Here is a 24,730-nt window from a genome sequence, read left to right as displayed (position 1 = left end):
GGACAGGAGCAGTCGTGCCCGGGCGGGATCAGTCGAACAGGTGCGCGATGATGCTCGAGGTGTAGCCGTCCGGCGCGAGGTTGGAGTACCGCGTGTCGATCAGGATGTCGTCGCGCCAGAACAGCGTGCGTCCGTCTGTGACCGGATACTGTGCGTTCGGCCAGGTCTTCTCGCACCGCGTGCCGTCGTCGGGCGTGAAGCAGCTGAAGCCCTCGTTCGTGACGAGCGCGTTGAGCATGTCGAGCGCAGGGCCGCGGTTCATGCCTGACACGGTGGTCACCAGGTTGGTGGTGTCGGCGCCGGGGTCGCCCCAGATGCAGGTGAGGGTGCCGTCGTCTCCGACGCCCGAGGGGCCGAAGGCCGCGTCGTTGAGAGGGATGCCGTCGAGCTGCGCGAGGACGGCATCCGAGAGGATGGCGCGGCAGTCGGTGGGAAGGGCGACCGGAGTGGAGGTCGGTGTCGGCGAGGCTGAGGGCGACGGGCTCGACGTGCCCTCCGGGTCTGCGCTCGCGGATGTATCTGGGGAGGCGCTCGCGCCACCGGAATCGGACCCGCCGCCGGGGCCCCCGCAGCCGGCCAAGACAGCGGTGAGCAGGAGAGCCGCAGCGCCGGCGGCGAGTCGCGCGTTCATGCGCTCACCGTAGCGCGCGGTCGATGCCTCGCGGCGCAGGCGGACCGTGCCGACACGGAAGCTCGTGGCGCGGTAGTCTCGGCGGAATGAGTGATGAATCCTCCCGAGCACCCGGCGCCGTCGTGATCGGCGATGCGCTGATCGATGAGATCCGCGGTGACGGCGGCGTGCGAGAGCTGGTCGGCGGTGCTGCGCTGAACGTCGCGGTGGGGCTGCGTCGCCTCGGCGTTCCGACGACGCTCATCGCCATGGTCGGCGATGACGAGGCGGGTGCCCACATCCGCGAGTACCTCGACGACCACGGCGTGACGCTGATCTCGAGCACAGCGCCGAACGGCTCGTCCCGGGCGATCGTCGAACGCGGTGCTGACGGCGAACCCGTGTACGTCTTCAACGAGGCGGCGCAGCGGCGCAGCATCCGCTACTCGGAGCAGGCCGTGCAGGCGATCTCGGACGCCGGACTCGTCGCCGTCAGTTGTTTCCCCTTCGACGTCCCTGCCGAGGTCGACGCCCTCGTCGACGCCGTGGGCGATGCGCGCCTGGCGATCGACCCCAACCCCCGAGCGGGGATGCTGAGCGATCGAGAGGAGTTCGTGCGCGGGTTCGAGCGCGTGGCCGCGGGGGCATCGATCGTCAAGGTCGGCGTCGACGACGCGGGGCTCCTGTATGACGGCGATCTCGACGCGCTGCGTTCCCGTTTGCGCTCCCTCGGCGTGCGCGCGGTCCTCGCGACCGCGGGGTCCGACGGCGCGACGCTCGAGACGGACGGCGCGGTCGTCACCGCACCGATCTCCACGCTGCCCGGCCGAGTGGTCGACACCGTCGGGGCGGGCGATGCGACGTTGGCGGCGGTGGCCGCGGGCCTTGCCGACGGCACCCCCGTGGATGCCGAGGGATGGCGGCGGGTCCTCGTGCGAGCCATGGAGGTCGCAGCCGCCACGTGCCGAGCGGAGGGCGGTCTGCTGCGCACCCCGGAGTCCCTGGCCGATGCTGACCGGGGCGTCTTCGGCAGCTGACGATCCGATTTCTCGCCCCCGCCTCCGGCAGGTATGATTATCTATCGTGCCCCCGGTTGGCTGTCCAAGTCGGACGGGTGTGCAATGGCGAGTTACCCAAGCGGCCAAAGGGATCTGACTGTAAATCAGACTGCTCAGCATTCGGGGGTTCGAATCCCTCACTCGCCACCACAGGGGTGTTCTCGGTTCTAGCCGGCTTACGTTCTCGTATCTCAGCTAGACCGGAATACCGAAGAAGAGCCGTCGAGGAGTCGACGGCTCTTCTTCGTTTCAACGCTTTGCTTGCCTATTTGAGACAACCATCGTGGCCGCTGCCGATCATAAGCAGTCTCACATGATCGGTGCGCTGGCTGGGGTGCCGAGTGTAGTGAGTACCAAATGAGTCTCGGTCGGGACGGACTGGGCGGTTCCTCAGTTTGCCGAAGGCCCGAACCGGACGCGAGTTCGACGATGGGGACTGCTGAGGGTTTGGTTGACTCGTCTTGTTTGGGGTATTCAGGCCGCGTGAGCGGCTTGTGTGTTGATTATCTCGAACTCGATGGGTGTGAGCCTTCCGAGTCGTCGTTGCCGGCGTCGGCGGTGGTAGGTCCGCTCGATCCAGGTCACGATCTCGAGGCGGAGCTCTTGTCTCGAGTGCCACCTCTTCTTGTTGAGGACGTTCTTCTGCAGCAGCGCGAAGAACGACTCCATCGCCGCATTATCCGCGCAGACGCCGACGCGCCCCATCGATCCCGTGATCCCGCTCTGGCGGAGCAGCTCGACGAACTTCCGCGACCGAAACTGGGACCCGCGGTCCGAGTGCAGCGTCGTTCCGACGGGTTCGCGCAGCGCAACCGCGTTGCGAAGCGCGGCGACTGCCAGCTCCGCCGTCATCCGTGAATCGAGCGAGTAACCGACGATCCGGTTCGAGTGGACGTCTTTGATCGCGCAGAGATACAGCTTCCCCTCGTCCGTCCAGTGCTCGGTGGTGTCGGTCAACCACAACTGGTCCGCCCGTGTCGCGGTGAAGTCGCGGAGCACGAGATCGTCGTGGACGGGCGGTCCGGCTTTCCGGTTCAGGCCGCGTTTCTTCGAGAACACCGACCACAGTTTCTGTTCAGAGCACAGCCGCCATACGCGCCGTTCCGATGCTGCCAGTTGTCCCAGTCGCGTTGCGACACGGGGTTCGCACGCCACCGGAAGAATCCGGTCAGCGGCCAGTTCATGGACCAGCGGGAACATCATTTGGGGAGTGAGGCCTGTGACAGATACGCCGCCGCTCGGCGGAGGATCTCGTTCTCCTGCTCGAGTAACCGGATGCGTTTGCGCGCCTCTCGCAGCTCGGCTGCGTCGGCCTGGGTCACACCGGGCTTGATGCCGTCTTCGATGTCGGTGATCTTGAGCCAGCGTTGCAGGCACGACTCCGAGACGCCGAAGTCTTTCGCGATCCGGCTGATCGGGGCGTCGCCCCGACGCGCGACCGCGACGACATCATTCCGGAACTCCTTGGGGAATGCTTTGGGCACATTGACCATCCTCCCGTGAGAACCGAAATCCTCACAGCGTTGGAGTCAACCAAACCGTCAGCAGTCCCGACCTCTGTTATGTCCACTCATGGCCGCCGCGTTGCGCATCCCGAAGACCATCGCCCCGGACGGCGTACCCAAAATCGTCAACGAACTCACAGTCGAGGCCGCGGTTCGCTGCGATTACAGCTCAGGTCATCCCTGTCGTTCAACGACGCCCGCTCGTCGAGTGCCCCGAGAATGCGTGTTTCGCGCACTACGGCGGCAGATGGGGTGGGAACAGAGGGCGCCCGCCCGTCCGCTGTTGCGTCCTCTGGCGTGGCGAAAATCGGCGCTGGTTACTCGACGTCCCACAGCGTGTATCCGACGACGCCGGCGGGGATGAAGTCCATCGGCTTGGTGAGCTCATTCTCCATGCCGACGATTCGGCCGGTGTCGCGGGAGATGAGAAGCGTGTTCTGGAATTCACTGTTTTCGTCAGCGACGCGAAGGCCCGTCACGTCTCGGCCCAAGCGGTCCTTCGACTCGCCGAGGACGGTGACTCCGCCCGCATCGACCAGCATGCTGATGAGGGTGGCGTGCTGCTCGTCCGTCAAGGTCCAGTAGCTCAGGAGCTGGCCTATGGCGAGGAGAAGCTCTCCGGACGAGGAGTCGGGCGTGGCACCGATGTCCGCCAGAGCCGCGGATAGGTCCTCGCGGCTTGCGCCTTTTAGAGCCATCACCCCGGCGGGGATATCGAGATCCTCCGGGTTCGTCTGGACTTCACTGATCACATCGCCTGGCTTGTAGGGGCTCTCCGTAACGCCCTCCGGTCGCTCACCATCTGCCCAGTAGGACTCGGCGGCGATGACGGTGCTGACCGAACCTGTTTCTGGCGACCACTCGAACAGCGACTCCTGCGGAACCACTTCGACGTGCTCCTTCGCGATGTCGATGTTCCATCCCCAGCCGATGGCTCTTACTTCGGACTGCTGGGCGACCTCAGCGGACAGGTCAAGTTTCTGCTGCGCGTCGGCGACCACGGCGTCCAGCGGTTGTGCGTTGGCGTATTGAAGGGGTGGGGGAGTGAGGGCGACGGCGGATTGCGTGGGGCCAAGGACGTTCACCGCGATGAGGGTGATGACCGCGATGGACGCGACAGCAGCGGTGACTCCGCCCCATGCCCAGCCGACGCGTCGGCGACGGGTGGGAGAGGGAGCGAAGGTCTGTCGAATGATGCCTTCACGAATGGCAATCTCGCGCGCGGTGAGTGGGGCGAAGCGCTCCGCGGACGCGGGCTTCGAGGCGCGAAACAGTCGGTCGAGCTCGTCGTCGGAGATGTTCATCGTTCGCCCTCCTTCGTTACCAGCTGCGTTCGCAGTTTCGTGCGTGCTCGGGTAAGTGTGGTCCAGACGGCCGCCGGACTGCAATGCAGTACCTCCGCGACCTCCCCGGCGTTGAGCTCGTCCCAATACGTGAGGACGACGACCTGACGCTCACGCGCGTTGAGGATCTTCATCGCCTGGCGAAGGGCCAACGCCTCCAGCGGGTGAATTCTGTCCGCCGCGTTCTGGAGACCGCGGCTGAGTGCATCCAGTGCCCGTCCCCGCGAGCGAGCACTGCGGTCGACATCGCGGAGCTTGTTGTCCGCGGTGCGAATGAACCACCGCAGGCCCATCGGCTTCCGAGGACTCAGCTTCCGCCAAGCGACGACGAATACCTCTGCGGCAATCTCGTCAGCTTCCTCCTGACTTTCGAGGAAGCAGGAGAGGTGGTGCCGAACCACAGGCCAGTACTCGTCGAAGAGGCCGCGGAATACGACGGCCTTGTTGGGGCCGGTCGTCTGGGAGGAACCGCTGGAGCGTGACGAAGTGATTGACGGGAAGTAATCGCCGTTGTCCATGACGACGCGGAGGTTGTCGAAAAGACTGCCCCGCATGATCACCGCCGTCTCGCTCACCCTGCTCGTCCCCTCAGGCTATCCGGCGAATCAGAGAGTGCAGAGGAGGTTGGTGGTGCCTCCGCCGACGTTCGCGGAACCGTTCGCCCCAGCCGTCGCAAGTGTCGTCCCCGAAGAGTTGCGCGCGCGCACGCTACCCGAAGTTCGACCGTTGGCGATGGATCCCACGGTCTGCAGGGCGGAGGTGCTCACATTGGCGCAGATCGTGAAGGTCAGCTTTGTGCCGTTAAGGCCAGGCTGGGCGTACGCACAGTACGTTCCGGTGGCGCAGCTTCCGACGGCTCGTTGCATCGCAGACTCAGCCTCAAGAATCATCCCGAGCGCGGGCCACACGACCTCGGTGTCGCTGACCGCGATACCTCCGGGGACGGCCTCCAACGCGTACTCGACGTCCGGGTGGAGCTCGTCGGTCTCCGCGTTGGCCGCTGCAGGCGAAAGAACCAGCGCGAGAACGAGTGCAGCGATGGCCGTGATGGTGCGTTTCATGATGCCTCCCGGGTCAGGATGTGAGATGACCGGGGGCCATTCGTGCGCCCCGTCGGAGTTCCTTCTCGGCCTCCGATCTCAGTATCCGCGCGGGAGAGCGGTCCCATCCCGCACCCTTTGCGCCTGCTGCGACTTCCTTACACACCTATTTCGCAACGTTGCACCGAAGCGCTCGGGGTCAGGCTCCTGAGAGGCTTAGTCCAGGGTCCTCGCCGTGAGCAGCACAGCCCCCGCGAGGGCGACCATGACGATTTCTGCGCCCAGGTGCGCTCATTCGCCGAAGACTGCGTCGCTTAGTTCGAGATCAGAGGGCTCAGTCACCTCAAGCGAGTACCTCTAGAACAGTAAGGCGCCTAGTAGCGCGGGGTGTCCTCTCTCAGAGACCCGTCGCACGACCCGCGCCGGAGCGTACGTTCTCCGTCGCGCGTTCGGCGTTGTATCGGTTGGCGAACGCCTCGCCGGAGGCCGCCACCTTGTTGTCTGCGCGGAGCGCGCGCCATCTGTACTTGGCTGCGCCATCGAGATAGACCTCGTAAAGGGCGACGTCTGCTGCCGCTCGGAATGCGCGCGCGGCGCGCGGCGCGCTGCGCGTTGTACGTGCTCGCGAAGCTCTCCAGCCCACGCGACCATCTCGTGGTTCTCGCCGAACAGCTTCCATGTCGGGTGGCCGCCGGCGTCGTTGCTCACTTCGAAGTACATCTGTGCCCCATGTCTCACGCACTGGACTCATCATGACGCGAGCACTCGCGCCGGCGGGTGGGCGAAGAAAGTGTGTAAGGAATTCGGGTTCTGAGCAAACTAGCGATGATGGTGGACGAGGCGACGTCCCAGTGAACGGGGAGTGCTCGCAGCAACGCCATAATGAGAATTCTTCACGCATTGGGTGAGGGATTCTGAGGTGCTTGTCTTCGTCGTCAGCCTGGGCCGCGTGACGTCAAGTGAAAGGCGCCGCAACCGTTGTGGAGCAGGGGAGACGACGACCGTGGGGTTCTACGTTCGCAAGAGTGTCAAAGCGGGTCCGTTCCGTTTCAACCTGAGCAAGTCGGGTGTGGGCGTCAGTGTGGGAGTCCCCGGTTTTCGGCTGGGTTCCGGGCCACGCGGCAACTACGTCCACATGGGCGCGAACGGGGTCTACTACCGCACCTCTCTCGGCTCTACCCCGACCGGCGGCTTGCGGGCCGGCCTCGCTTCGGCACCCGCATACGTGCCATACAACCCGGGCGCGGTCGTACTCGAAGACGTGACGGGCGCGACCACCATCGACATGCAGCCCACCGGTGGTGGGGAGATCGTCGAGCAACTCAATGCGGCAGCGCGTCACACCCGTCTCGCATGGTGGATCCTCGCGGCCGCCGCCCTCCTGGGTGCGGCGACCCTCCCGTTCGGACTCATCGTTTGGCTCCTCGCCATCCCTTTGTGTTGGTGGTTGTTCCTGCGTGACGCAGCTAAGACGAAGGCCGTCGTGTTCTACGACGTGAACGACGCCGCCGCCCAACAGTTCGATGAGCTGGTGACGAACTGGGGATGGTTCACCGACGCAACGAAGCTGTGGCGGACAGTGGCATCGGGCCAGGTGCACACCCTGCATCAGCACAAGCGCAACGCTGGCGCGAGCAACATCGTCCAGAAGGTTGACGCGAGTGCATCGTTGAGCGGTCCGAAGAATCTCGCGACTAATGTGGCCGTGCCCACTGTCATCGCGGGGAAGACGAGTCTTCACTTTCTGCCCGACCGTGTTCTCGTCCGTGACGGGAAGACCTACACGGATGTCTCGTACGCGCACCTGCGTGTGCAGGGTCGGCAGCAGCAGTTCATCGAAGCGCCCGGCGTCACCCCTCGCGACTCAGTGAAGGTCGGACAGACCTGGCAGTACGTCAACAAGAAAGGTGGACCGGACCGTCGCTTTTCCAACAATCCCGTGCTCCCCATCATGCTCTACAGCAACCTCGACCTGACCAACGTGCAGGGACTCAACTGGAGAGTGCAGTGCTCGCGTCCCGACGCGGCCGCCGCGCTGGAAAACACGCTGCGCCGTATGGAAGCAGCAGCAGGGTGACCTTCGAGGACGAGTTCGATGAGCCGGCTTTTCAGCATGCTGTCGCCGCGGCACGTGAGGCAGCGCAGGACGCCGCCCACGTAATTTTGACGCTCAAGCAGCGCCCCGACTGGGCATCGCATCGACCAGTGGTCGAGCTCATCTTTTACCTGGCGCTAATCGACTACGAGACGAAGGCTCTCATCCACAGACTGATGGTGTCATCGGACGACAGGTACGTCTGGGAGAAGTATCTGGCCCTGCACCTGCATGAGGCCTTGCAGAAGGTCCCGAAGCGTATCAGCGACGCCATTCGTGAGATCAGCCGGCCCGGCACTCCATCGCACGCGTCACCGGCGAAGTATCTCGCTGCCTCGCAGAAGCTCAAAGAAGAACTCAAACCCATCAACACTGACAAAGACTTCATGACCGCTCTCCGTCAGGTCCGCAACGGCGTCGCCGCGCACCATGGCGGCAAGGGGGAGACGAGCATGGACGCGAGCACCTTCTGGATGCTGACGGCGAGCCAGGGAGTGTCCGCGGGGCGGAGTCCGCTGCAAAGCCAGTTCCTCGAATATGCGTGGCGGCTCGCTCGCGCGGTTCAGGACTTCGCGCACGCCATCTAACCTGTCACCCACATCAGGCGAAAGGTGCACTTCGACTAGTCCTCGGCTGTCAACGGCCGATGCGCTCGAGTATGCGGCAGCTGTCCGATTTGACAGCTGCCGCATACCGAAGCCGCAGGCGCTCTCTGCTATCGCCGGTTACGCGTGGCACGGACGATGAGGTACACGAAGCCGACCGCAACCGCGGCCAGAACCACGATGACTGCGAGAACTAGGAGTGCGTGTGTCATGAGACTCTCGATTCTTGGTTACCAGGTTCCACCACGGGTCTGTGAAATCCCACCAGGGCTGGCGTTCAAACGCAACCAAGTCCCCACGGTGACGATGCCGCCGATGTGAGAGTTCCACTTGAGGGTGATGCTGCTGTTGGTTCCGGTGGCGTGACTCCAGACCTGATTGCTGACTGTGCCACCGACGATGTTGACTTCAGGTGTGTGCCAGTTCCACACGCTTGAGCCAGTCGACCACTGCGAGTAGCTGGCATAGAACGATGCGCCCATCGTCAGCGACGACGAATACACCCAGCAGTCCTGTCCGTAATAGACACCAGCGCTGGCGCCTGTCACGCAGCCTGCAACGCCGCGAGCGGATACTCCGTCCTCGATTACTTGCGGGATCTCGATATCTGTCCCGATGACTGAACCGTCCGGGAAGGTCTCGACGGTGCGCTCGAAACCGTCGACTTCGGTCGTCACTGTCGAGACTGGTGCCACGCCGGTCGACGAGTCGAGAGGAATCCCCGCCTTCACTTTCTCCAGGAGGGACTCCTGGACCGCCGCGGGAACTCCGAATCGCTCGGCGACCGAGTAGTAGTAGTCGATGTCGTCCTGGCTGAGCTCGATGGTCGCCGAAGGCGTTGCTGCGCTTGCAGCAGGGGCGAGCATAAAACCTGCCCCGAAAGCCGCTACGACTGCGGTGACGAGAGCTGTACCGCGCTTCCACTTGTACATGCTGGTCCGTTCTTAGTAGTTCGAGGAGGTGGACGGTCCACCGGTGCTGAGGGTCAGTCGGACATACCTGGTCGCCTGATACCAGCCGTCAATGGTGGTGGTCCAATTGAACTGTGTCCACTTCGTGGTCCCCGGTGCGGTAGAGGAGGAGAAGTTGCCCGCGCTGACCACTCCTACGTCGGAGTTCACGAACCCTGCGCCTACGTCGTAGATGGAGGTACCGGACGCCCACCAGGAGATGCTCGCTCGGAACTGCGCGGAGGTCGCCCCGTTCGTGACGATGATGAGGCACTTGGTTCGGTATGCCACACCTGCACTGGTGCCCGAGGTCGCGCAGCTCTGGATCGCACGAGCGTTCGGGTTCGCGGTCTGCGGGACTTCGAGTCCTGCTGCGAGGAACGATCCGTCTTCGTACCGACTGATGGTGTAATCGATCCCGTCGATGACCTGGTTCGAGACTGAAGCTGGCGCGACATCCGTTGAGCTGTCCCACTCTTCTCCGGTCTCCAGACCGTGGATGAGTGCGTCCTGGTCGGACGGGTCGACGCCGAAGCGCTGGAACTCGGCGCGGATCGACGCTTCCTGCTGTGATGTGAGATCAATGGGTGGTGGACCGGCCTGAGGGGAATCTGTGTCCGCATTCGCCGGAGCGGCCGTGGTGCCGGCGAGCAGAGCAAGTGCAAGGGCTAGACCTGCTCCCTTTTTGCTAACAACCTTCGGACTCATGAGTTCGTCCTTCCTGCGAGCAAGAGTGGTGCACGTGGTTCGTGCGCTGATGCCATCCTGCGCGTTTCGTTGACGCTACGAGCGAGGGCCTCAAGTCGTCTGTCCCCCATTTCGGGGGACCCGGATCGCCCTTTGCATCACCGGCGAAATCCATACACACTTTTCGTAGACCTGGATCCGCGCGGCGGAGTCAGCAGGAAAACTGGAGACTGGCGCTCGCGGCGACGTTGCGGAAGCAGAGCGACTGAGTGCAGCCAAGATATGCGCTCGCAGGCGGGCCTCCGCTTTACCTGGCTGGATGCGTGATGATGTCTTGTCCTCTACGTTCGATGCGTGGGAATCAAGAGCGCCGACTTGAACGAATGTGCACTTCGCCGAGTTGGTTGACGCGCTGCGGGATGCGGATGACAGGGGTGTGCTGCTTCGTGGTCATCTCTGGATCGAGGCTCTGCTCGAATATGTGACGCGCACCAAGCTCGAACGGCCGGACGCTATCGACTGGGGCAACGCCCGCTTTGAACACAAGTTGGCCTTGGCCGAAGCGACCGCTGCCGTGGACGTCCCTCTGATTCGAGCAATCCGGAGCTTCAACCGGCTCCGGAACAAGAGCGCGCACGAGATGCTCTTCACCATTGACTTGGATTAGGTCAAGACGTCGGTCGGCCTCACCGATGAGTCAATGGAAGCCTGGATTCACCGTATCGCCAATGAACAGCTCAGGTTGTACGCCAACTCGAGAAGTACGAAGCGGAGGGCGTCGAAGTGGACATCACGCCCGACGTACTCCCGTACCTCAGGTGAGGCGCTTTGTCGCGTGCGTGGCTGTTTAGTGGATAGTTACTCACGAGGCCCTGACCGCGGTGGGCGAACATGTGGTGCACGACGATCGCCACAAGGGAGACTCGACGGAGGAGGTATCCCGTGGTGTTTCGTGAAACCCTCATCGGTCCGCGGTGGTTGGCAGTCGCAGGAGTATCGACGCTGGTGTTCCTGGCCGTCATCACCGCGATCTCAGCGCCGGTCGTGGTCGGCAACGGAGAGGAGATCGGCGGGTGGGTCATCGGGCTCCTCATCGCCGGGTTCATCCTGATCCTCGGGGCCGGACTCATCGGCCTCGACAGGCGAACCAGGGTCTCGGTGAGTGCAACGCACATCGATGCGCATCTCTCACTGTTCCGTGTCATGCACATTCCCGTCACTGACGTTGACAAGGTCGAAGCCGCAGATGTGAGTCCTTCGCAGGCCGGTGGCCTGGGGTGGCGCATCGTCGGTTCGGACCGATTCGTCTTGTGGTCCTCTGGCTCCGCTGTGTGGCTGACGCTGACGAACGAGGGCTCGCGGGTTATCCGCAGCGACCGCTCTGAGGAACTCCGGGACGCTATCCAAAGCGTCTCTCAGGCATCGCCCGCTTGACCGATGGATTGGATCTGATGCCGCCGCAACCGGGACGACGCGCGGGCAGCCGCGGGGACGCGTCAGTAACGCCATGCCCAGGCATCATGCTCGGCATCGCGCAGCACCTCGTCTAGGGCGTGTCTGACAATGAGCGAGCCGTAGCCGTGTCCATCTTCAGGGGGATGGTCGCGTGACCTGTGTGGTGCCGTTGGCCTGTGGATTCGATGCTTCGAGCTACAGATTTCGAGACAGATGTGTTCATCGCTGAGAGTGGCGACAGCAGATGGATGATCCGACGCGATCCCGGTGTGCATGGGGTTTTCGATAGCGCGGATCGCGAGCGAGGGTGCGATCTCGAACACCCGCAACGGCGAGATCAACGTCGCCGTAGGAGCGGTGTCCGACAAGTCGCTCACGATGATTCGAGCGAGCTCAACGTCGTCACCGCCCGCCCTGGCGACGGTCCATGGCTCATGGAGCTCCGGTAGCCTCCCGGAAGACCTCTCCCTGTGATTGCGTGTCAACTCGGGTGGGGGCTGGACGACCACCTGGCGAGCGATGCGCGTGTGCCCGCCAGGCTGACCATCGCCTGCTGGACACACGCGAAGAAGGATCGACGTGGAAGTACAACGAAAAGGCCGATACGACCGAAACGCCTTCGCAAGCTGCCTTCTCGCGCTGGGGGCGGTGCTCACGAGCGGGTGGTGGCTATCAGTCACCCTTCTGGCGTGCGCGGCGATCGGGTTCGCCCTCGCGTCGAGGAAGGCGCTCAAAGCGGACGATTCGCTGCGGGGCACTGGTTTCTCGCTTACCGGGTTCGTCGTAGCGGTCGGAGTGCTGCTGTTTGCGACAGTGGGCCCATCGCTGTTGTCGCTGTTCCTCTTCACCATTGCTCCGCCCCCGCAATGACCGTTCTTGCAGAGCACTACATCTTCGAAGATCTCACTGAGGTGTGACACACCGGCTCTGCCACTCGGGGAAAGGCGCAGGAAGGCGTCTCGACACCCTTTCTCAACCCTGTCCAGATAGCTCTGGACAGCCATGGAGCCCAGGCGCATACTCGTATTCACAGACATGGATCTAGCAAAGGAGCATCCCATGAGCGAGTCGACTGACCCCGCGGAACTGTTCGACTCCGCCTCCGGGCCCACCGGTGCATCGATCACCGACTGGACCGACCTCGGCCGGGAGATGTGGTCCTATCTCACGGGTCGCGGCGCAGCAGTCAACTACACGTTCGACGACATGACTGTCGAGGTGCCCCGCGACATCGGGCCGGATGCCCCGCGGGCGACCTGGAAGTTCAACGGAACTCTGCGAGTGACGACCAGCGACAGTGCCTCCGGCGACTCGGGCTCGGCCTGAGGGGCATCGATTCCGATGCTCCGTCTCGATATCGACCTCACCGTGGAGCAGTCCAGCTCTGACGGCGGTGATCCGGTGCGATTCACCGTCCGAGCCGCGGGCCGAGAGGTCGTCGTCACCTTCGAGGCGACTCCCCGTTTCGCCGGGGTGAGCCGCCGCGATCTGACTCAGCTCGGCCCGCTGGCCGACGGGCTCGCGCGGCGCGGTCTGACCGTACGCGTCGAAGGGCCGCGGGGGACTCTCATTCAGCTCGGCGACGTGAAGTCCGGGCCCGTCGGGCGGGCGATCGCCGGGTCTTCCCACATCAAACTCGGACACCTCGCCACGTTGCTGTCCGAGGCGCAGCACCGCGAACGCGGAGATGTCTTCCGTCTGCCGTCACCTCCCTCGACGCTGTTCCCGCTCGTACCGACCGTGTCCCGGGGCGTTCGTCGACGGGTCACGACCACTCACTATCTCCCCGGGTCCGGCCGACCCCGACTGATCTTCGCGGTCGGCTCCGGCGACTGGAACCTCAGCAGGCCGCGAGAGTTCGACCTTCTTCCCGGAACCACCGTGATCGGCTCCGGGCCGGACGCCGATCTACGTCTGGAAGGGCTGGAAGCTCGTCACGCCGAGGTCCGGCACAACGATGACGACGAATACGTCCTCTACTCCTATGCACCGACCGGCGGCGGCCGGCCGAATCTCCCGCACAGCAAGGATGACGCCAGGATCCTGCGGACCGGGTCTCGCATCGAGATCGGTACGTGGCGGATGGCGTACTACCGAGAGGAGTTCGCCGACCACGGGCGCCCGTTCGGAGGACGACAGGGCGGAGAGTACGCGTTCCAGAAGCAGCAGCCCGTGCGGCCCTACGGGTCCGGAGAGCTCGGCTGAGTCGCGTTGAGCGAGCCGTCGCGTCACGACACAGCCCGACGACGACGCTGCCGGCGGTCATCGGGGTGCTCGAGATTCGGCGTGCGCTGCGTGAGGGGGCGGCTACAGTCTGAAGCGAGTCATCCAGAAGAGAGGCATGCCGATGAGTGATCACGCGAGGCTCGCGCAGTTGGAGGCGGAGCACCTCGAGCTCGTACTGCGCCGGTTCGATCGCCGGGACGCCTGGCATCTCGGGCGCTCGATCGCGGAGAGAGCTCTGACCGACGGCCTGCCCGTCGCCGTCGACGTGCGCACGGCATCCGGCATCCTGTTCCACGCCTCCCTGCCCGGTGCGACGGGCGACAACGACGTCTGGGCCGCGAAGAAGTCAGCGACGGCGTTGCGGTTCGAGACCAGCACCGCTCTGCTCGAGGCGCGCATCGAGAACGGCGGCCGTGACATGCACGAGCCCGGGTGGCTGGATCCTGCGACCTATGCGATCGCGGGCGGGGCGGTTCCCCTCCGCGTCGACGGGGTGGGGGTGGTCGCCGTCGTCACGGTGTCGGGTCTTCCTTCCGCCGATGACCACGATCTGGTGGTGGCCGGCATCCGGGGCCTCGGACTGCTCATCGGCTGACGCGCAGAAAGCCCCGGGCACGCGGGAGGGCGTCCGGGGCTTCCGTGTCGTCTCTGAGGCGGGACGACTGCGCGTCAGTAGTCGGGATGCAGGCGCAGGCGCGACGCGATCTGCGCCGCCTGCTCGGCCGGCGTGAGCGCGATGTCGATCTCGATCGACCTCTCGTCGTCTCCGAGCGCTTCCAGCGTCGCGAACTGCGAATCGAGCAGGGTCGCGGGCATGAAATGCCCCTGGCGGCGCAGCATCCGCTCGAGGATCAGCTCACGGTCGCCGGCGAAGTGCACGAAGGTGACGTTGTCGCGCCGAAGGATGTCGCGATAGCTGCGCTTGAGAGCGGAGCAGGTCACGATGCCGGGCTCGCCGGCGGCGATGCGCTCGTCTATCCACTCGGCGATGCGATCGAGCCACGGCCACCGATCGTCGTCGTTGAGCGCATGGCCGGCCGCCATCTTGGCGACGTTGGCCTCGGGGTGCAGGTCGTCGCCCTCTTCGAAGGCCCAGCCGAGGCGGCCGGCGAGCATCGCGGCCACCGTGGATTTGCCGGTGCTGGCGACGCCCATGAAGACGAGGACGGGTGCGTTGACGGTCATCATGGCGCGCTCAGACGAAGATGCTCAGGACGAGGACGCCGGCGAGGCCGGTGACCGAGATGAGGCACTCGAGCACCGTCCACGATTTGAGCGTCTGCGGGATGCTGAGGCCGAAGTACTCCTTGATCAGCCAGAAGCCCGCATCGTTGACGTGGGAGAGGAACACCGAGCCCGAGCCGATCGCGAGCACGAGCAGCGCGACCATCGGGGAGTCGAGCGTCTCGGTGAGCGGCTGCAGGATGCCGGCCGCCGTTATGGTGGCGACGGTCGCGGAGCCGGTGGCGATGCGGATGACCACGGCGACGAGCCACGCGAGCACGAGCACCGAGACCGAGGATCCCGAGACGAACTGGGCGATCACGTTGCCGATGCCCGTGTCGACGAGCACCTGCTTGAACCCGCCACCTGCGCCGACGATGAGCAGGATGCCGGCGATTGGGCCCAGCGACGAACCGACGATGTCGTTGATCTTCGCGCGGTCGAAGCCGGCTCCACGGCCGAGGATGAAGAAGCCGGCGAGCACGGCGATCAGCAGGGCGATGACGGGGGTGCCGAGGAAGTCGAGCGCGACCTTCCATGGCGCATCGGACCCGGCGGCCGAGATGTCGGCGACGGCCTTCGCGAGCATGAGGAACACGGGCAGCAGGATGCTGAACAGGGTCGCGCCGAACGACGGGCGGCGACGCTGCGTCTCGCCCTCGTCCTCTTCGGTGACGAAGAGCTCGGGCACGGGGACGTCGACCCAGCGTGCGGCGAAGCGGGCGAACAGCGGGCCGGAGATGATGACGGCCGGGATCGCCACGATCACGCCGAACGCGAGCGTCAGGCCGAGGTTGGCGCCGAGCGCGTCGATCGCCGCGAGCGGGCCCGGGTGCGGGGGGACGAGCCCGTGCATGGCCGAGAGGCCCGCGAGCGTCGGGATGGCGATGCGCATGAGCGACTGGCCGGAGCGGCGGGCGACCAGGATGATCACCGGCACGAGCAGCACGAGGCCGACCTCGAAGAACATCGGCAGGCCGATCACCGCGCCGATGAGGCCCATGACCCAGGGGAGCGAGCGGGCGCTCGCACGGCTGACGAGCGTGTCGACGATGCGGTCCGCTCCGCCGGAGTCGGCGAGCAGCTTTCCGTAGATCGCCCCGAGAGCGATCAGGATGCCGACGCCGCCCATCGTCGTGCCGAAGCCCGCCGAGAAGCTGGTGACCGAGGCGGCGATGTCCATTCCGGCGATCGCGCCGGTGGCGAGCGCGCCGATGGTGAGCGAGAGGAACGGATGCAGCTTCACCCAGGTGATCAGGACGATGATGATCGCGATGCCGATGACGGCGGCCGTGATCAGCTGCCCTGCCGGGCGATCCAGGGTCGGGGTGTCGGTGGCCGCCGTCGCGAGCGCGTGGGCCACCGGTGTGATGAGTGCCATGAGCTTCCTTGATCCGGGCGTGGTCTACGTCCTTATGTCGTACATAATAAGCACGCATACCACGTAATGCGCAACATATCAGCCACAATGCATCCACACGACGCACGTGAAGGGGTGTCCGGTGCATACTCGAGGTATGAGCGCCCCCGGCCCCGCCAGTCCCGTGCATGACGCACTCGTCTCGGAGCTCGGTCGCGCCATCGTCGATGGCCGACACCCGCCGGGCTCCCGCATGCTCACGGTGGAGCTGGCGCAGGAACGAGGAGTGTCGCGCTCGGCGGCACGGGAGGCCGTCCGCGTCCTCGAGTCCTTCGGGCTGGTCTGGGTACGGCGGAAGTCCGGCGTCGAGGTGCGCCCCCGCGCTCAGTGGAACGTCTACGCCCCCGAGGTCATCGCGTGGCGCCTCGCGGGTCCCGGCCGCGATGAGCAGCTCCGGGAGCTGAGCCAGCTGCGTTCCGTGATCGAACCGCTCGCGGCCCGACTCGCCGCGGAGACGGCGAGCTCCGAGCAGAAGGTCGAGCTGGTCTCGCACGTCGTGGCGATGGCCCAGGAGGATCACGACGCCGACCACGAGCGCTATCTGTCGGCGGATGTCCGCTTTCACCGGCTCCTTCTCGAATCATCCGGGAACAGCATGCTCGCAGCCCTCGGCGGAACCGTCGAGGCCGTGCTGCGGGGGAGGACCGCGCACGACCTGATGCCGCACGTGGCCGACCGGAACGCCGTGCAGTGGCATCGCGACGTCGCATTCGCCGTGGCGAGCGGAGATGCGGATGCCGCCGCTGCGGCCATGCGCGACATCGTCTCCGAGGCCGACGACGCGATGCAGCAGGCCGCGGGATAGCGGCGCGGAGCCCCGGCCGCGCGGAGTTCTTAGACTGGACGGATGCGAGCGCTCACCGAGACCGACGTCCGTGCCGCCTTCGTCAACGCCGATGACGACGAGCTGCGGGTCATGGAGATGCCTCTCGATTTCGTTCTGATCGACTGGGACTACCTCGACTTCTTCGCCTGGCGCGATCCGAGTGCCGGACGCCGCGGGTACCTGCTGACGCAGCACGACGGGGTGGTCTCCGGCATCGTCCTGCGTGTGTCCGACCCCGCCAGGGCCCGCTCCGGCATGTGCGACATCTGCCACACGATGCAGCCCGGCAATCAGGTGTCGCTGTTCTCGGCGCGCCGAGCAGGCGAGGCGGGAGCGCGCGGCGACTCGATCGGCACCTACATCTGCGCCGACCTCTCCTGCCACGAGAACGTGCGGCTCGCGCATCCGCTGGCGCCCAATGAGATCCGAGCGGCAGGACAGGTGGACTTCCGCCTGGACGGAACGCGACGACGCATGGAGGCCTTCGCCGAGCGCGTGCGGGAGCAGCGCTGATCACGATTACCCTGGGGGCATACGTCCTGCGCTCGAAGGAGAAGCCATGAACGATGCCATCCTGTTCTCGGTCGACGAAGGGATGGCTCGGCTCACCCTGAACCGTCCGTCACGCTTGAACGCCTTCAACTCCGACCTGGCCCACGCGTGGCGCGACGCCACCACGGAGGCCACCACACGGAGCGACGTCAAGGCGATCCTCATCGACGCGACCGGTCCCGCCTTCTGCACGGGCGGCGATGTCATCGAGATGGCGACGAGCATGGGGTCCGGGGCCGAGATCACGGCCCTCGCCGAGGTCATCAACACCGGCATCCGCGCCCTCACCGAGTCCGCTGTGCCGGTCGTCGCTGCTGCACACGGCACCACGGCGGGTGGTGGCCTCGGCATCCTGCTCAGCAGCGACTACGCGGTCGTGGGTGCGCGATCGCGCCTCGGCAGCCTGTATGCGAACATCGGCCTCACCCCCGACCTCTCCGTCTCGGCCCAGCTGGCCCGGGCGGTGGGGCAGCGGCGTGCTCTGCAGCTCGTGCTCCAGGACCGCCTGCTGACGGCGGAGGAGGCGGTGGAGTGGGGTCTGGTCGCCGAGCTCGTCGCGGGCGACGATGCAGCGCAGGAGGCGGCGAAGGTGCGTGCGCGCGCCGAGGAGGTCGCACGATTCTGGCTTGCGGGCGCCGCCGACGCCTACGGGCAGGCGAAGCGTCTGGTGCGTTCGCAGCCCGAGCGCTCGTTCGTCGAGCAGCTGAGCGAGGAGGCGCGGTCCATCGGCGCCTCGATGGGCACCGCCGACGCGCAGGCCCGGATCACGGCCTTCGCCGCCGCCTCCGCGCGCAGAGACACCTGACCTGCACCGTCGGCCCGCTCCGGGACTGCGTGCACGGATCGCGTCGCCGACTCCGGTACAGCGCCGACGCGTGCAAGGATGAACGCAACCCCGCTCTACGAGAGGAACGCGATGTCGCAACCGGAGATCGCCCAGCAGCCCCCGGCGCTGGTCGAGAAGAAGAACATGTCCCTCCTCATCCGTGGAGCGATCTGGATCGCCATCGGTGCACTGATCGCCGCAGCGCTCGTGTGCGTCGTGTGGGTGCTGATCGGAGACCAGGACGGTCTGATCGGACGTGCGTTCCTCACGATCCTCCTGCTCGCGGCGTTCGCCGGCATCGCGATCCTCGAAGCCGGACTCGCCCCGAACCGCCCGGACTGGCTCGCGCTGTCGAGCATGGTGACCTGGATCGTCGCGCTGCTCGTCGGCGCCGTCAAGATCTGGCTGCCCGAAGACGATCAGTACTTCACCGGTGCCGAGCGGTTCTTCCAGCTCCTGCTCGTGATCGGTATCCTGCAGCTCGCTCTGCTGCACGTGCGGCTTTTCACCCCTGCGGCGCAGCGCCACGTGACGACGTTCACGCGCATCATCTACATCGCGACGATCGTGTTCCTCGGCGGCCTGGTGGGTCTGCTGATCTTCTTCCTCACCTTCCCGCACACGTTCGACTACGGCGAGCTGTACTGGCGCATCGTCGTCGCACTGACGATCCTCGCCGCCGTGGGCACCACGCTCATCCCGCTCCTGAATGCCCTGTTCGCACCGCGTCGGCCCGCGAGCGCTGCGATCGTCCACGCGCAGGGCGGTGCTCCCGCGTGGCCGACCTACGCCGACGGGCGCACCCCGCTGCCTGCCCTTCCCGACGGTTCTCCGGACTGGAACGCCTACTACACCGGTCACCCGTCTGTCGCCTCCCCGCAGCACGCACAGCCGCAGCAGTCGTTGCCTGCGCCGCCCGCGCCGCAGGCGTTCCCGACCGTGCCCTTCCCGACCGCCCCGGACCCGTACGCCCAGGGGCCCGCGGCCCCGCCGGTCCCGCAGGCCCCCTCGGCCTACCCGCCGGCCCCCGATGCCCCCTCGGCCTACCCGCCGGCCCCGCCGCGTCCCCCGCAGTGAGCATCGAGACGGAGCTCGTCGCTCTGGCGGCGGACGTCGCCCGTGAAGCCGGCGACCTCGCTCGTCGGCGGCGGGCAGAAGGCGTGCACCTGGCAGCCACCAAGTCGACGCTCGCCGACATCGTGACCGACGCCGACCGTGAGGTCGAGGCGCTCATCCGTGCACGGCTGCAGACAGCCCGCCCCGACGACGGATTCCTCGGTGAGGAGTCCGATGCCGACGAGGGCAGCAGCGGCATCACCTGGGTCGTCGACCCGATCGACGGCACGGTCAACTACGCCTACGGCATCCCCTCCTACGCGGTGAGTATCGCCGCGGTTCGCGGCGCGGCCGTCGTGGGGGAGTGGGAGGCGCTCGCCGCCGCGATCCATGCGCCGGCATCCGGTGAGATGTTCACGGCCGCGCGTGGCGGCGGAGGGTGGCTGGGAGAGCAGCGGCTCGCGGTCACGACCGAGACGCCGGCCGGCGCGCTGCTCGCCACCGGATTCGGCTACGACCCCACGACACATGACGGCGACCTCGCCACGGTGCGACGCGTCATGACCATGGCCAGGGACCTGCGTCGCGCCGGCGCGGCGTCGCTCGATCTCGCGTTCGTGGCCGCCGGCCGCTTGGACGGATACTTCGAGCGGGGCCTCAAACCCTGGGATCATGCGGCCGGGGCGCTCCTCGTCGCCGAGGCCGGAGGGCATGTCTCGATCGACGACGGCGGGTCCCCTCGACCGATGCTCGTCGCCGGCGGAATCGCAGTGCACGACCGCATCCGGGAACTCCTCGAGGACGAAAAGTGAACGATTCATGGCATTCTCAGGTGGACCAGGCTAGGGTTTATCCGATCGTTACTTTCATCGGCCCGAATCGATGACTGTCCAAAGCGCCCCCGAGCTTGACGTCTGACCGAGAGAATCTGCTTTGCCCTTCGAGAATTCCCAGGCTGCCTCTGTGCCCACACGGCGCTCCAGCCGCACCCGCACCACGGCCGTCGAGGCCCCCGCGGCCGGAGTACCGGATGTCGCATCCGAGGCTGCTCCCGTCGCTCCTCAGAACCCTTCGTCGCGTCGCGCTGCCCGCGAACGCCTGAACACCGCCGAGGTCATCGTCGCGGCGGCCGCCGTCGCTGCAGCGACAGCGGCGGCCGAGTCGGCTGAGATCGTCGAGATCCCCGACACCGACGATGTCCTCGAGCACGCGGTCGACGCCCCGGAAGCGCCGGTCCCGGCCGCCGAGGCCGAGGCGAGTGACGCCGACGGATCCGACGAGAGCGACCCGTCGCCGTCGTCGGAGGAAGAAGACGCCTTCGAGAGCGCGTCCCGCGCGTTCCGCTCCGTGGCCTCCGGCAGCATCCCGATGCCCGCCGCGGCAGCGGACCGTAACGACGATGAGGCCGAGCCCACCGTGCACGTCGCGCGCCGTCGCCCTCAGGCACGCAAGTTCCTGGCCGTCGGCGCCACCGTCGGCGTGATGAGCCTCGCCGGACTCCTCGCTGTCGGCATGACCCTCCCGGCCGAGGCCGTCGCCGCGGTGCAGGGATCCCCGACCCTCGCAGCGACCTCCCTCGTGGCCGCCTCCGGGGCTCAGAAGGCCGGCGCCGCCGATGACGAGATCCAGGCGTTCGTCACCTCGTCCGACGTGCAGAACGAGTCGCTCACGCGCTCCGACAGCTTCTCGACGGTGTCGCTGATCCAGGTGGCGTCCGAAGAGGGCATCAACTACTCCAACGAAGTCTTCACCAACGACCCCGAGGCAGCCATCCAGTGGCCGTTCAAGGTGGGCGTGGGCATGAGCTCGGGCTACGGAATGCGCTGGGGTCGTCTGCACGAGGGCATCGACTTCGTCCCCGGCGAGGGAGCTCCCATCCAGGCGGTGGCCGACGGCGTCGTCCGCATCGCCACCGAGCAGGGCGGCGCCTACGGTGTGACCGTCTACATCGACCACGTGATCGACGGACAGATCGTCACGAGCCACTACTCGCACATGCAGTACGGCTCGCTCCAGGTCAAGGCCGGCCAGACCGTGAAGGTCGGCGACATCGTCGGCCACACCGGAAACACCGGTCGTTCGTACGGTGCGCACCTGCATTTCGAGATCATCATCAACGGCAGCACCATCGACCCGCTGCCGTGGTTGCGCGAGAATGCGGGCCGGTACTCGTACTGACCCACCTCGATTTCATGAGGACGCCACTGTGATGGTATTCTCGTGTGGTTGCCCCGCGAGGGGCAGCACGCCCCGATAGCTCAGTGGCAGAGCACTTCCATGGTAAGGAAGGGGTCGTCAGTTCAATCCTGACTCGGGGCTCACGGTGTTCGTATCTGCGATGCGGATGCGGTGCGGCAGGGTAGCTCAGCTGGTCAGAGCGCACGACTCATAATCGTGAGGTCGCGGGTTCAAGCCCCGCTCCTGCTACATCAGACAAACCCCCGGTTCGCCGGGGGTTTTCGCGTATCCGGGGGAAGAACCGCCGTCGCGCCATCCTCGGATCGCCCCTGTCAAGGGGGATGCCGCGGCGCCGCCGTCGCGGAGAGACTGGCACTCCCATTCCGCAGCAGCAGATCGGAGCGATCATGTCAGACCCGCAGGCAGCACCCGACGACAACGCAGGGATCGACGCGATCGGAGTCGACGCCGACTTCGTGACCACCGACCGTGATCCGGAGCCGGACTACGTGACCCCCGGCGAGGAGCAGCGCGCGGACGGAGACGACGACGAGGTCGACGTCTCCGACCTCCCCTGAGCGCCGGGAGCCCGTTCCCCTCGAGGTGCGGGCTCCTCCCGCCGGCAGCCCGTGTTCTCGGAGCCGTCGGAGAGACGATCCGCACTTCTTTGTGACGAATCGTCCCCGGGATCCGTCCTAGTAGTGTCGCTGAACTGCGAACCGCCCCTGCGGCGGGAACACTGACTACGAAGGAGCGCATCATGGCGAACGTCACGAACGGAACCCAGGCCAAGGCACAGGCCGGCACCACGACGAACGAGGCCGCGTCCACGGGCGAGACCATCATCGAGAACAACGTCGTCGCGAAGATCGCCGGAATCGCGGCGCGCGAGGTCAACGGTGTGCACGCCCTCGGCGGCGGAGCGGCACGTGCGGTCGGCGCCATCCGCGACGCTCTCAACTCCACCGACCTCACGCAGGGAGTCCGCGTCGAGGTGGGCGAGACCCAGGTCGCCGTGGACATCACCATCGTCGCCGAATACCCCGCAGCGCTGCACACCGTCGCTGACGACGTCCGGGCCGCGGTCGCCCGTGCGATGTCCGACTACGTCGGCAAGCAGGCCGTCGAGATCAACGTGACGATCAACGACGTGCACATCCCGTCGGACGACGAGGACGACGTCCCCGCCGAGCCCGACATGCGTGTGCTCTGAGTCGCAGGGCAGCGGACGGATGAGAGGGTTCGGACGCGGAGACCGCGCGATCGGGGGGACGGGGGTCCCATCCGATCGCGGGTCCGCTCCGAATCTCTCACAGGGGTCACACGAGGGGGTCACCAGATGGTCGGGGAACGATTTCGATCTGCGCTGGAAGAAGCGGACGACCGGCTCGTCGCCAGCAGGGCGATGGACGGCGACGTCGCCGCGTTCGCAGTGCTCGTGCGCAGGTACACCCCGATGATGCGCGCATACACACAACGGATGCTGAACGCCTCGGCAGATGTCGACGACATCGTGCAGGAGGCGTTCGTGACCGCCTGGCAGCGTTTCTCGGAACTCGACGATCCGTCCAAGGTCAAGAGCTGGCTGATGCGCATCGTGAGCCGCAAGGCCGTCGACCGCATCCGCGCGCTGCGTCCCACGGTCGACGTCGATGATGTCGAGCAGTCCGCTCCCGCGCAGACCTCGCCCGACCGCGTCGCCGAGGCGCGAGCCGGGGTCGCGGCGTTGGGCGCGGCCCTGCAGGAGCTTCCGGCCGCGCAGCGCGAATGCTGGGTGCTGCGCGAGATGGGCGGCTACTCCTACGACGAGATCGCGACCGAGCTCGACATCTCGGTGTCGACGGCACGTGGCCTCCTCGCTCGAGCTCGTAAATCCATGATCGTGCGAATGGAGGCATGGCGATGACCGACGAATACGAACACGAACACGAACACGACACTCCCGAGGTCCACGACACTCCCGAGGCCCAGGGTGCTCCCGAGGCCCAAGAGGTTCCCGAGGTCCACGACACTCCCGAGGACCAGGGCGTTCCCGAGGTTCCCGAGGCCCAGGGCACTCCCGACGTCGAAGTGCGCGAACTCGGACTGGAGCCGGGCGATCTCGACGGGCACACCCTCGAAGAGCTGACGGACTACCTCGAGGCCGGGCGCGAGCCCACCGACCCCTCCATCGAGGGATCCCCGGGGTGCCAGCTGGCTCTCGACGCTCTCGAGCAGCTCCGCGGACTCGGCGGCGAGCTCATCGCTGCCGACACCGCGGCGATGCCCGAGGTCGACGACAGCTGGGTGGACCGGATCCTCAGCGGCATCGCGCTCGACGCGCGTGCCGGACGCCGTATCCCGTTCGCCGATCCCGACCCTGCGTCCGACTTCGGGATCACCGAGGGCGCGGTCCGTGGCCTGATCAGATCGGCGGAGAACTCGGTCCCCGGCATCCTCGTCGGTCATTCCGAGCTGGAGGGCGACGTCACCACTCCCGGTGCGCGGATCCGGATCTCGATCGAGGTCAACGCGTTCTACGGCGAGTCGATCCCGCTGGCGGTCGAGCGGCTTCGCGAAGAGGTGGCAGAGCGGGTGCAGACCCACACGGATCTCACGGTGACCGCGATCGACGTCACGGTGCGTGACGTCCAGAGGGTGAGTCGTTCGACGGAGGACAGATCATGACGACGATGGTGCATGACGGGCTCGCCGAGCGGGTTCAGGCGGCCGTGCTGGGCACTCCCGGCGTGCGGAACGTCTACCGGGCGGGCTCGCTCGTCTCGAACCTGGTGGGCACCGGCGCTGCGGCGCTGGGTGTGACCGCAGCGAACGAGCCTCTCGTCGCAGTGATGGGCGGCGAGGGCGGCGTGCGCGTCGAATCCTCCCTCGGGATCGAGTACACGGCGAACGCGATCGAGACATTGCGTGCGGTCCGGGCGGCCGTGGCCGATCTGCTCGCCGCCGACGGTCTCGCCGTCACGGCGATCGTGCTCACCGTCGCCTACGTGCATCCGCGCGAGTCCTCTCGTCTTCCGGAGACCGCCGCGCTCGTGTGAATGCGACGAAGGCGCCGACCCCTCAGGGGCCGGCGC

28 protein-coding genes, 3 tRNA genes and 1 pseudogene are annotated in these 24,730 nt (G+C 66.2%); 22 read left to right on the top strand and 10 right to left on the bottom strand.

Annotation, left to right across the window (positions count from 1 at the left end):
* Nucleotides 1-28: 28 nt before the first annotated feature.
* On the bottom strand, nt 29-631 hold the full coding sequence (locus ASD43_RS00985; protein WP_056412377.1) for a hypothetical protein: 603 nt from the start codon (nt 629-631) through the stop codon (nt 29-31).
* Between the two features lie 86 nt (nt 632-717).
* Between ASD43_RS00985 and ASD43_RS00980 the strand changes: the two genes are divergently transcribed.
* Both ASD43_RS00980 and ASD43_RS00975 read left to right on the top strand, forming a co-directional pair.
* On the top strand, nt 718-1,647 hold the full coding sequence (locus ASD43_RS00980) for a carbohydrate kinase family protein (protein ID WP_056412374.1): 930 nt from the start codon (nt 718-720) through the stop codon (nt 1,645-1,647).
* An 86-nt stretch (nt 1,648-1,733) separates the two neighbouring features.
* A tRNA-Tyr gene (locus ASD43_RS00975) sits at nt 1,734-1,818 on the top strand.
* Nucleotides 1,819-2,142: 324 nt separating this feature from the next.
* Here the strand turns inward: ASD43_RS00975 and ASD43_RS16835 are convergent.
* The 4 genes and pseudogenes from ASD43_RS16835 to ASD43_RS00950 all read right to left on the bottom strand — a co-directional run bounded on the left by ASD43_RS16835 (nt 2,143) and on the right by ASD43_RS00950 (nt 5,577).
* Nucleotides 2,143-3,152: pseudogene (locus ASD43_RS16835) on the bottom strand (IS3 family transposase).
* Between the two features lie 338 nt (nt 3,153-3,490).
* A complete protein-coding gene (locus ASD43_RS00960) occupies nt 3,491-4,477 on the bottom strand; it encodes a hypothetical protein (protein WP_056412369.1) in 987 nt (328 codons plus the stop codon).
* Complete coding sequence (locus tag ASD43_RS00955; RefSeq protein WP_056412366.1) at nt 4,474-5,091, bottom strand: RNA polymerase sigma factor; 618 nt, start codon at nt 5,089-5,091, stop codon at nt 4,474-4,476. The genes ASD43_RS00960 and ASD43_RS00955 overlap by 4 nt, the downstream gene beginning before the upstream one ends.
* Before the next feature lie 30 nt (nt 5,092-5,121).
* Nucleotides 5,122-5,577, bottom strand: a complete 456-nt coding sequence (locus tag ASD43_RS00950; protein ID WP_056412362.1) for a hypothetical protein — start codon at nt 5,575-5,577, stop codon at nt 5,122-5,124.
* A gap of 898 nt (nt 5,578-6,475) precedes the next feature.
* Here ASD43_RS00950 and ASD43_RS00945 point away from each other — a divergent pair.
* The gene (locus ASD43_RS00945; protein WP_162247467.1) at nt 6,476-7,633 is read left to right on the top strand and encodes a DUF4236 domain-containing protein; all 1,158 of its coding nucleotides are present in this window, start codon (nt 6,476-6,478) and stop codon (nt 7,631-7,633) included.
* On the top strand, nt 7,630-8,238 hold the full coding sequence (locus ASD43_RS00940; protein ID WP_056412356.1) for a hypothetical protein: 609 nt from the start codon (nt 7,630-7,632) through the stop codon (nt 8,236-8,238). The genes ASD43_RS00945 and ASD43_RS00940 overlap by 4 nt, the downstream gene beginning before the upstream one ends.
* A 248-nt stretch (nt 8,239-8,486) precedes the next feature.
* Here the strand turns inward: ASD43_RS00940 and ASD43_RS00935 are convergent, their stop codons facing one another.
* Together ASD43_RS00935 and ASD43_RS17085 are read right to left on the bottom strand one after the other, a co-directional pair.
* A complete protein-coding gene (locus ASD43_RS00935) occupies nt 8,487-9,188 on the bottom strand; it encodes a hypothetical protein (RefSeq protein WP_157550669.1) in 702 nt (233 codons plus the stop codon).
* A gap of 12 nt (nt 9,189-9,200) precedes the next feature.
* Complete coding sequence (locus ASD43_RS17085; RefSeq protein ID WP_157550666.1) at nt 9,201-9,914, bottom strand: hypothetical protein; 714 nt, start codon at nt 9,912-9,914, stop codon at nt 9,201-9,203.
* A gap of 364 nt (nt 9,915-10,278) precedes the next feature.
* Here ASD43_RS17085 and ASD43_RS00925 point away from each other — a divergent pair, with 364 nt between their 5' ends.
* Nucleotides 10,279-10,560 carry a hypothetical protein gene (locus tag ASD43_RS00925; protein ID WP_056412347.1) on the top strand — a complete coding sequence of 94 codons (282 nt, stop codon included), beginning with the start codon at nt 10,279-10,281 and terminating at the stop codon, nt 10,558-10,560.
* A gap of 275 nt (nt 10,561-10,835) precedes the next feature.
* Entirely contained in the window at nt 10,836-11,327 is a 492-nt protein-coding gene (locus ASD43_RS00920) for a hypothetical protein (RefSeq protein WP_157550663.1), read from the top strand.
* Between the two features lie 62 nt (nt 11,328-11,389).
* Here the strand turns inward: ASD43_RS00920 and ASD43_RS17080 are convergent, their stop codons facing one another.
* Nucleotides 11,390-11,725: a hypothetical protein gene (locus ASD43_RS17080; RefSeq protein WP_157550660.1), complete on the bottom strand. Its 336-nt coding sequence runs from the start codon at nt 11,723-11,725 to the stop codon at nt 11,390-11,392.
* A gap of 682 nt (nt 11,726-12,407) precedes the next feature.
* Between ASD43_RS17080 and ASD43_RS00905 the strand changes: the two genes are divergently transcribed.
* From ASD43_RS00905 to ASD43_RS00895, 3 genes are all read left to right on the top strand, one after another.
* Nucleotides 12,408-12,674, top strand: coding sequence for a hypothetical protein (locus ASD43_RS00905; protein ID WP_056412336.1), 267 nt, complete (start codon nt 12,408-12,410; stop codon nt 12,672-12,674).
* A 15-nt stretch (nt 12,675-12,689) separates the two neighbouring features.
* A complete protein-coding gene (locus tag ASD43_RS00900) occupies nt 12,690-13,553 on the top strand; it encodes an FHA domain-containing protein (protein WP_056412334.1) in 864 nt (287 codons plus the stop codon).
* A gap of 142 nt (nt 13,554-13,695) precedes the next feature.
* On the top strand, nt 13,696-14,169 hold the full coding sequence (locus ASD43_RS00895; protein ID WP_056418815.1) for a heme-binding protein: 474 nt from the start codon (nt 13,696-13,698) through the stop codon (nt 14,167-14,169).
* Between the two features lie 74 nt (nt 14,170-14,243).
* Here the strand turns inward: ASD43_RS00895 and ASD43_RS00890 are convergent, their stop codons facing one another.
* A complete protein-coding gene (locus ASD43_RS00890; protein WP_056418811.1) occupies nt 14,244-14,759 on the bottom strand; it encodes a gluconokinase in 516 nt (171 codons plus the stop codon).
* Nucleotides 14,760-14,769: 10 nt separating this feature from the next.
* On the bottom strand, nt 14,770-16,179 hold the full coding sequence (locus tag ASD43_RS00885; RefSeq protein WP_082539154.1) for a GntP family permease: 1,410 nt from the start codon (nt 16,177-16,179) through the stop codon (nt 14,770-14,772).
* 136 nt (nt 16,180-16,315) lie between these two features.
* Here ASD43_RS00885 and ASD43_RS00880 point away from each other — a divergent pair, with 136 nt between their 5' ends.
* The 13 genes from ASD43_RS00880 (at nt 16,316) to ASD43_RS00820 (ending at nt 24,694) form a co-directional block, all read left to right on the top strand.
* On the top strand, nt 16,316-17,023 hold the full coding sequence (locus ASD43_RS00880; RefSeq protein WP_056412329.1) for a FadR/GntR family transcriptional regulator: 708 nt from the start codon (nt 16,316-16,318) through the stop codon (nt 17,021-17,023).
* Nucleotides 17,024-17,065: 42 nt separating this feature from the next.
* On the top strand, nt 17,066-17,557 hold the full coding sequence (locus ASD43_RS00875; RefSeq protein ID WP_056412328.1) for an FBP domain-containing protein: 492 nt from the start codon (nt 17,066-17,068) through the stop codon (nt 17,555-17,557).
* Nucleotides 17,558-17,603: 46 nt separating this feature from the next.
* Complete coding sequence (locus ASD43_RS00870; protein WP_056412326.1) at nt 17,604-18,401, top strand: enoyl-CoA hydratase/isomerase family protein; 798 nt, start codon at nt 17,604-17,606, stop codon at nt 18,399-18,401.
* A 78-nt stretch (nt 18,402-18,479) separates the two neighbouring features.
* Entirely contained in the window at nt 18,480-19,499 is a 1,020-nt protein-coding gene (locus ASD43_RS00865; protein WP_162247466.1) for a hypothetical protein, read from the top strand.
* A complete protein-coding gene (locus ASD43_RS00860; protein ID WP_082539153.1) occupies nt 19,496-20,290 on the top strand; it encodes an inositol monophosphatase family protein in 795 nt (264 codons plus the stop codon). Before ASD43_RS00865 ends, ASD43_RS00860 begins: the two co-directional genes overlap by 4 nt.
* A 151-nt stretch (nt 20,291-20,441) precedes the next feature.
* Nucleotides 20,442-21,656, top strand: coding sequence for a M23 family metallopeptidase (locus ASD43_RS00855; protein WP_235563983.1), 1,215 nt, complete (start codon nt 20,442-20,444; stop codon nt 21,654-21,656).
* A gap of 69 nt (nt 21,657-21,725) precedes the next feature.
* Nucleotides 21,726-21,797: transfer RNA gene (locus ASD43_RS00850), tRNA-Thr, on the top strand.
* 34 nt (nt 21,798-21,831) lie between these two features.
* Nucleotides 21,832-21,905: transfer RNA gene (locus ASD43_RS00845), tRNA-Met, on the top strand.
* A 158-nt stretch (nt 21,906-22,063) separates the two neighbouring features.
* Nucleotides 22,064-22,234: a hypothetical protein gene (locus tag ASD43_RS00840; RefSeq protein ID WP_157550657.1), complete on the top strand. Its 171-nt coding sequence runs from the start codon at nt 22,064-22,066 to the stop codon at nt 22,232-22,234.
* 182 nt (nt 22,235-22,416) lie between these two features.
* Nucleotides 22,417-22,869 (top strand): Asp23/Gls24 family envelope stress response protein, encoded by a 453-nt coding sequence (locus tag ASD43_RS00835; RefSeq protein WP_056412313.1) that lies wholly within the window; start codon nt 22,417-22,419, stop codon nt 22,867-22,869.
* A 126-nt stretch (nt 22,870-22,995) separates the two neighbouring features.
* Nucleotides 22,996-23,562: an RNA polymerase sigma factor gene (locus tag ASD43_RS00830; protein ID WP_056412310.1), complete on the top strand. Its 567-nt coding sequence runs from the start codon at nt 22,996-22,998 to the stop codon at nt 23,560-23,562.
* A complete protein-coding gene (locus ASD43_RS00825; RefSeq protein ID WP_082539410.1) occupies nt 23,559-24,323 on the top strand; it encodes an Asp23/Gls24 family envelope stress response protein in 765 nt (254 codons plus the stop codon). Before ASD43_RS00830 ends, ASD43_RS00825 begins: the two co-directional genes overlap by 4 nt.
* A complete protein-coding gene (locus ASD43_RS00820) occupies nt 24,320-24,694 on the top strand; it encodes a hypothetical protein (protein ID WP_056412306.1) in 375 nt (124 codons plus the stop codon). Before ASD43_RS00825 ends, ASD43_RS00820 begins: the two co-directional genes overlap by 4 nt.
* Nucleotides 24,695-24,730: the final 36 nt, after the last annotated feature.

This window comes from Microbacterium sp. Root553, from assembly GCF_001426995.1.
In the GTDB taxonomy this organism is placed as follows: Bacteria; Actinomycetota; Actinomycetes; order Actinomycetales; family Microbacteriaceae; genus Microbacterium.
The sequence above is the reverse complement of the archived record's forward strand: the minus strand, read 5'-3'. Positions and strand labels throughout refer to the sequence as shown.

Bases quoted from the DNA above. Each gene is read 5' to 3' on its own strand.
- ASD43_RS00890 (WP_056418811.1), bottom strand. From the start codon at position 14,759: ATGACCGTCAACGCACCCGTCCTCGTCTTCATGGGCGTCGCCAGCACC.
- ASD43_RS00840 (WP_157550657.1), top strand. From the start codon at position 22,064: ATGTCAGACCCGCAGGCAGCACCCGACGACAACGCAGGGATCGACGCG.
- ASD43_RS00880 (WP_056412329.1), top strand. From the start codon at position 16,316: ATGAGCGCCCCCGGCCCCGCCAGTCCCGTGCATGACGCACTCGTCTCG.
- ASD43_RS00825 (WP_082539410.1), top strand. From the start codon at position 23,559: ATGACCGACGAATACGAACACGAACACGAACACGACACTCCCGAGGTC.
- ASD43_RS00900 (WP_056412334.1), top strand. From the start codon at position 12,690: ATGCTCCGTCTCGATATCGACCTCACCGTGGAGCAGTCCAGCTCTGAC.
- ASD43_RS00820 (WP_056412306.1), top strand. From the start codon at position 24,320: ATGACGACGATGGTGCATGACGGGCTCGCCGAGCGGGTTCAGGCGGCC.
- ASD43_RS00895 (WP_056418815.1), top strand. From the start codon at position 13,696: ATGAGTGATCACGCGAGGCTCGCGCAGTTGGAGGCGGAGCACCTCGAG.
- ASD43_RS00905 (WP_056412336.1), top strand. From the start codon at position 12,408: ATGAGCGAGTCGACTGACCCCGCGGAACTGTTCGACTCCGCCTCCGGG.
- ASD43_RS00985 (WP_056412377.1), bottom strand. From the start codon at position 631: ATGAACGCGCGACTCGCCGCCGGCGCTGCGGCTCTCCTGCTCACCGCT.
- ASD43_RS00950 (WP_056412362.1), bottom strand. From the start codon at position 5,577: ATGAAACGCACCATCACGGCCATCGCTGCACTCGTTCTCGCGCTGGTT.
- ASD43_RS00960 (WP_056412369.1), bottom strand. From the start codon at position 4,477: ATGAACATCTCCGACGACGAGCTCGACCGACTGTTTCGCGCCTCGAAG.
- ASD43_RS00830 (WP_056412310.1), top strand. From the start codon at position 22,996: ATGGTCGGGGAACGATTTCGATCTGCGCTGGAAGAAGCGGACGACCGG.
- ASD43_RS00865 (WP_162247466.1), top strand. From the start codon at position 18,480: ATGAACGCAACCCCGCTCTACGAGAGGAACGCGATGTCGCAACCGGAG.
- ASD43_RS00935 (WP_157550669.1), bottom strand. From the start codon at position 9,188: ATGTACAAGTGGAAGCGCGGTACAGCTCTCGTCACCGCAGTCGTAGCG.
- ASD43_RS00875 (WP_056412328.1), top strand. From the start codon at position 17,066: ATGCGAGCGCTCACCGAGACCGACGTCCGTGCCGCCTTCGTCAACGCC.
- ASD43_RS00835 (WP_056412313.1), top strand. From the start codon at position 22,417: ATGGCGAACGTCACGAACGGAACCCAGGCCAAGGCACAGGCCGGCACC.
- ASD43_RS17085 (WP_157550666.1), bottom strand. From the start codon at position 9,914: ATGAGTCCGAAGGTTGTTAGCAAAAAGGGAGCAGGTCTAGCCCTTGCA.
- ASD43_RS00870 (WP_056412326.1), top strand. From the start codon at position 17,604: ATGAACGATGCCATCCTGTTCTCGGTCGACGAAGGGATGGCTCGGCTC.
- ASD43_RS00885 (WP_082539154.1), bottom strand. From the start codon at position 16,179: ATGGCACTCATCACACCGGTGGCCCACGCGCTCGCGACGGCGGCCACC.
- ASD43_RS00980 (WP_056412374.1), top strand. From the start codon at position 718: ATGAGTGATGAATCCTCCCGAGCACCCGGCGCCGTCGTGATCGGCGAT.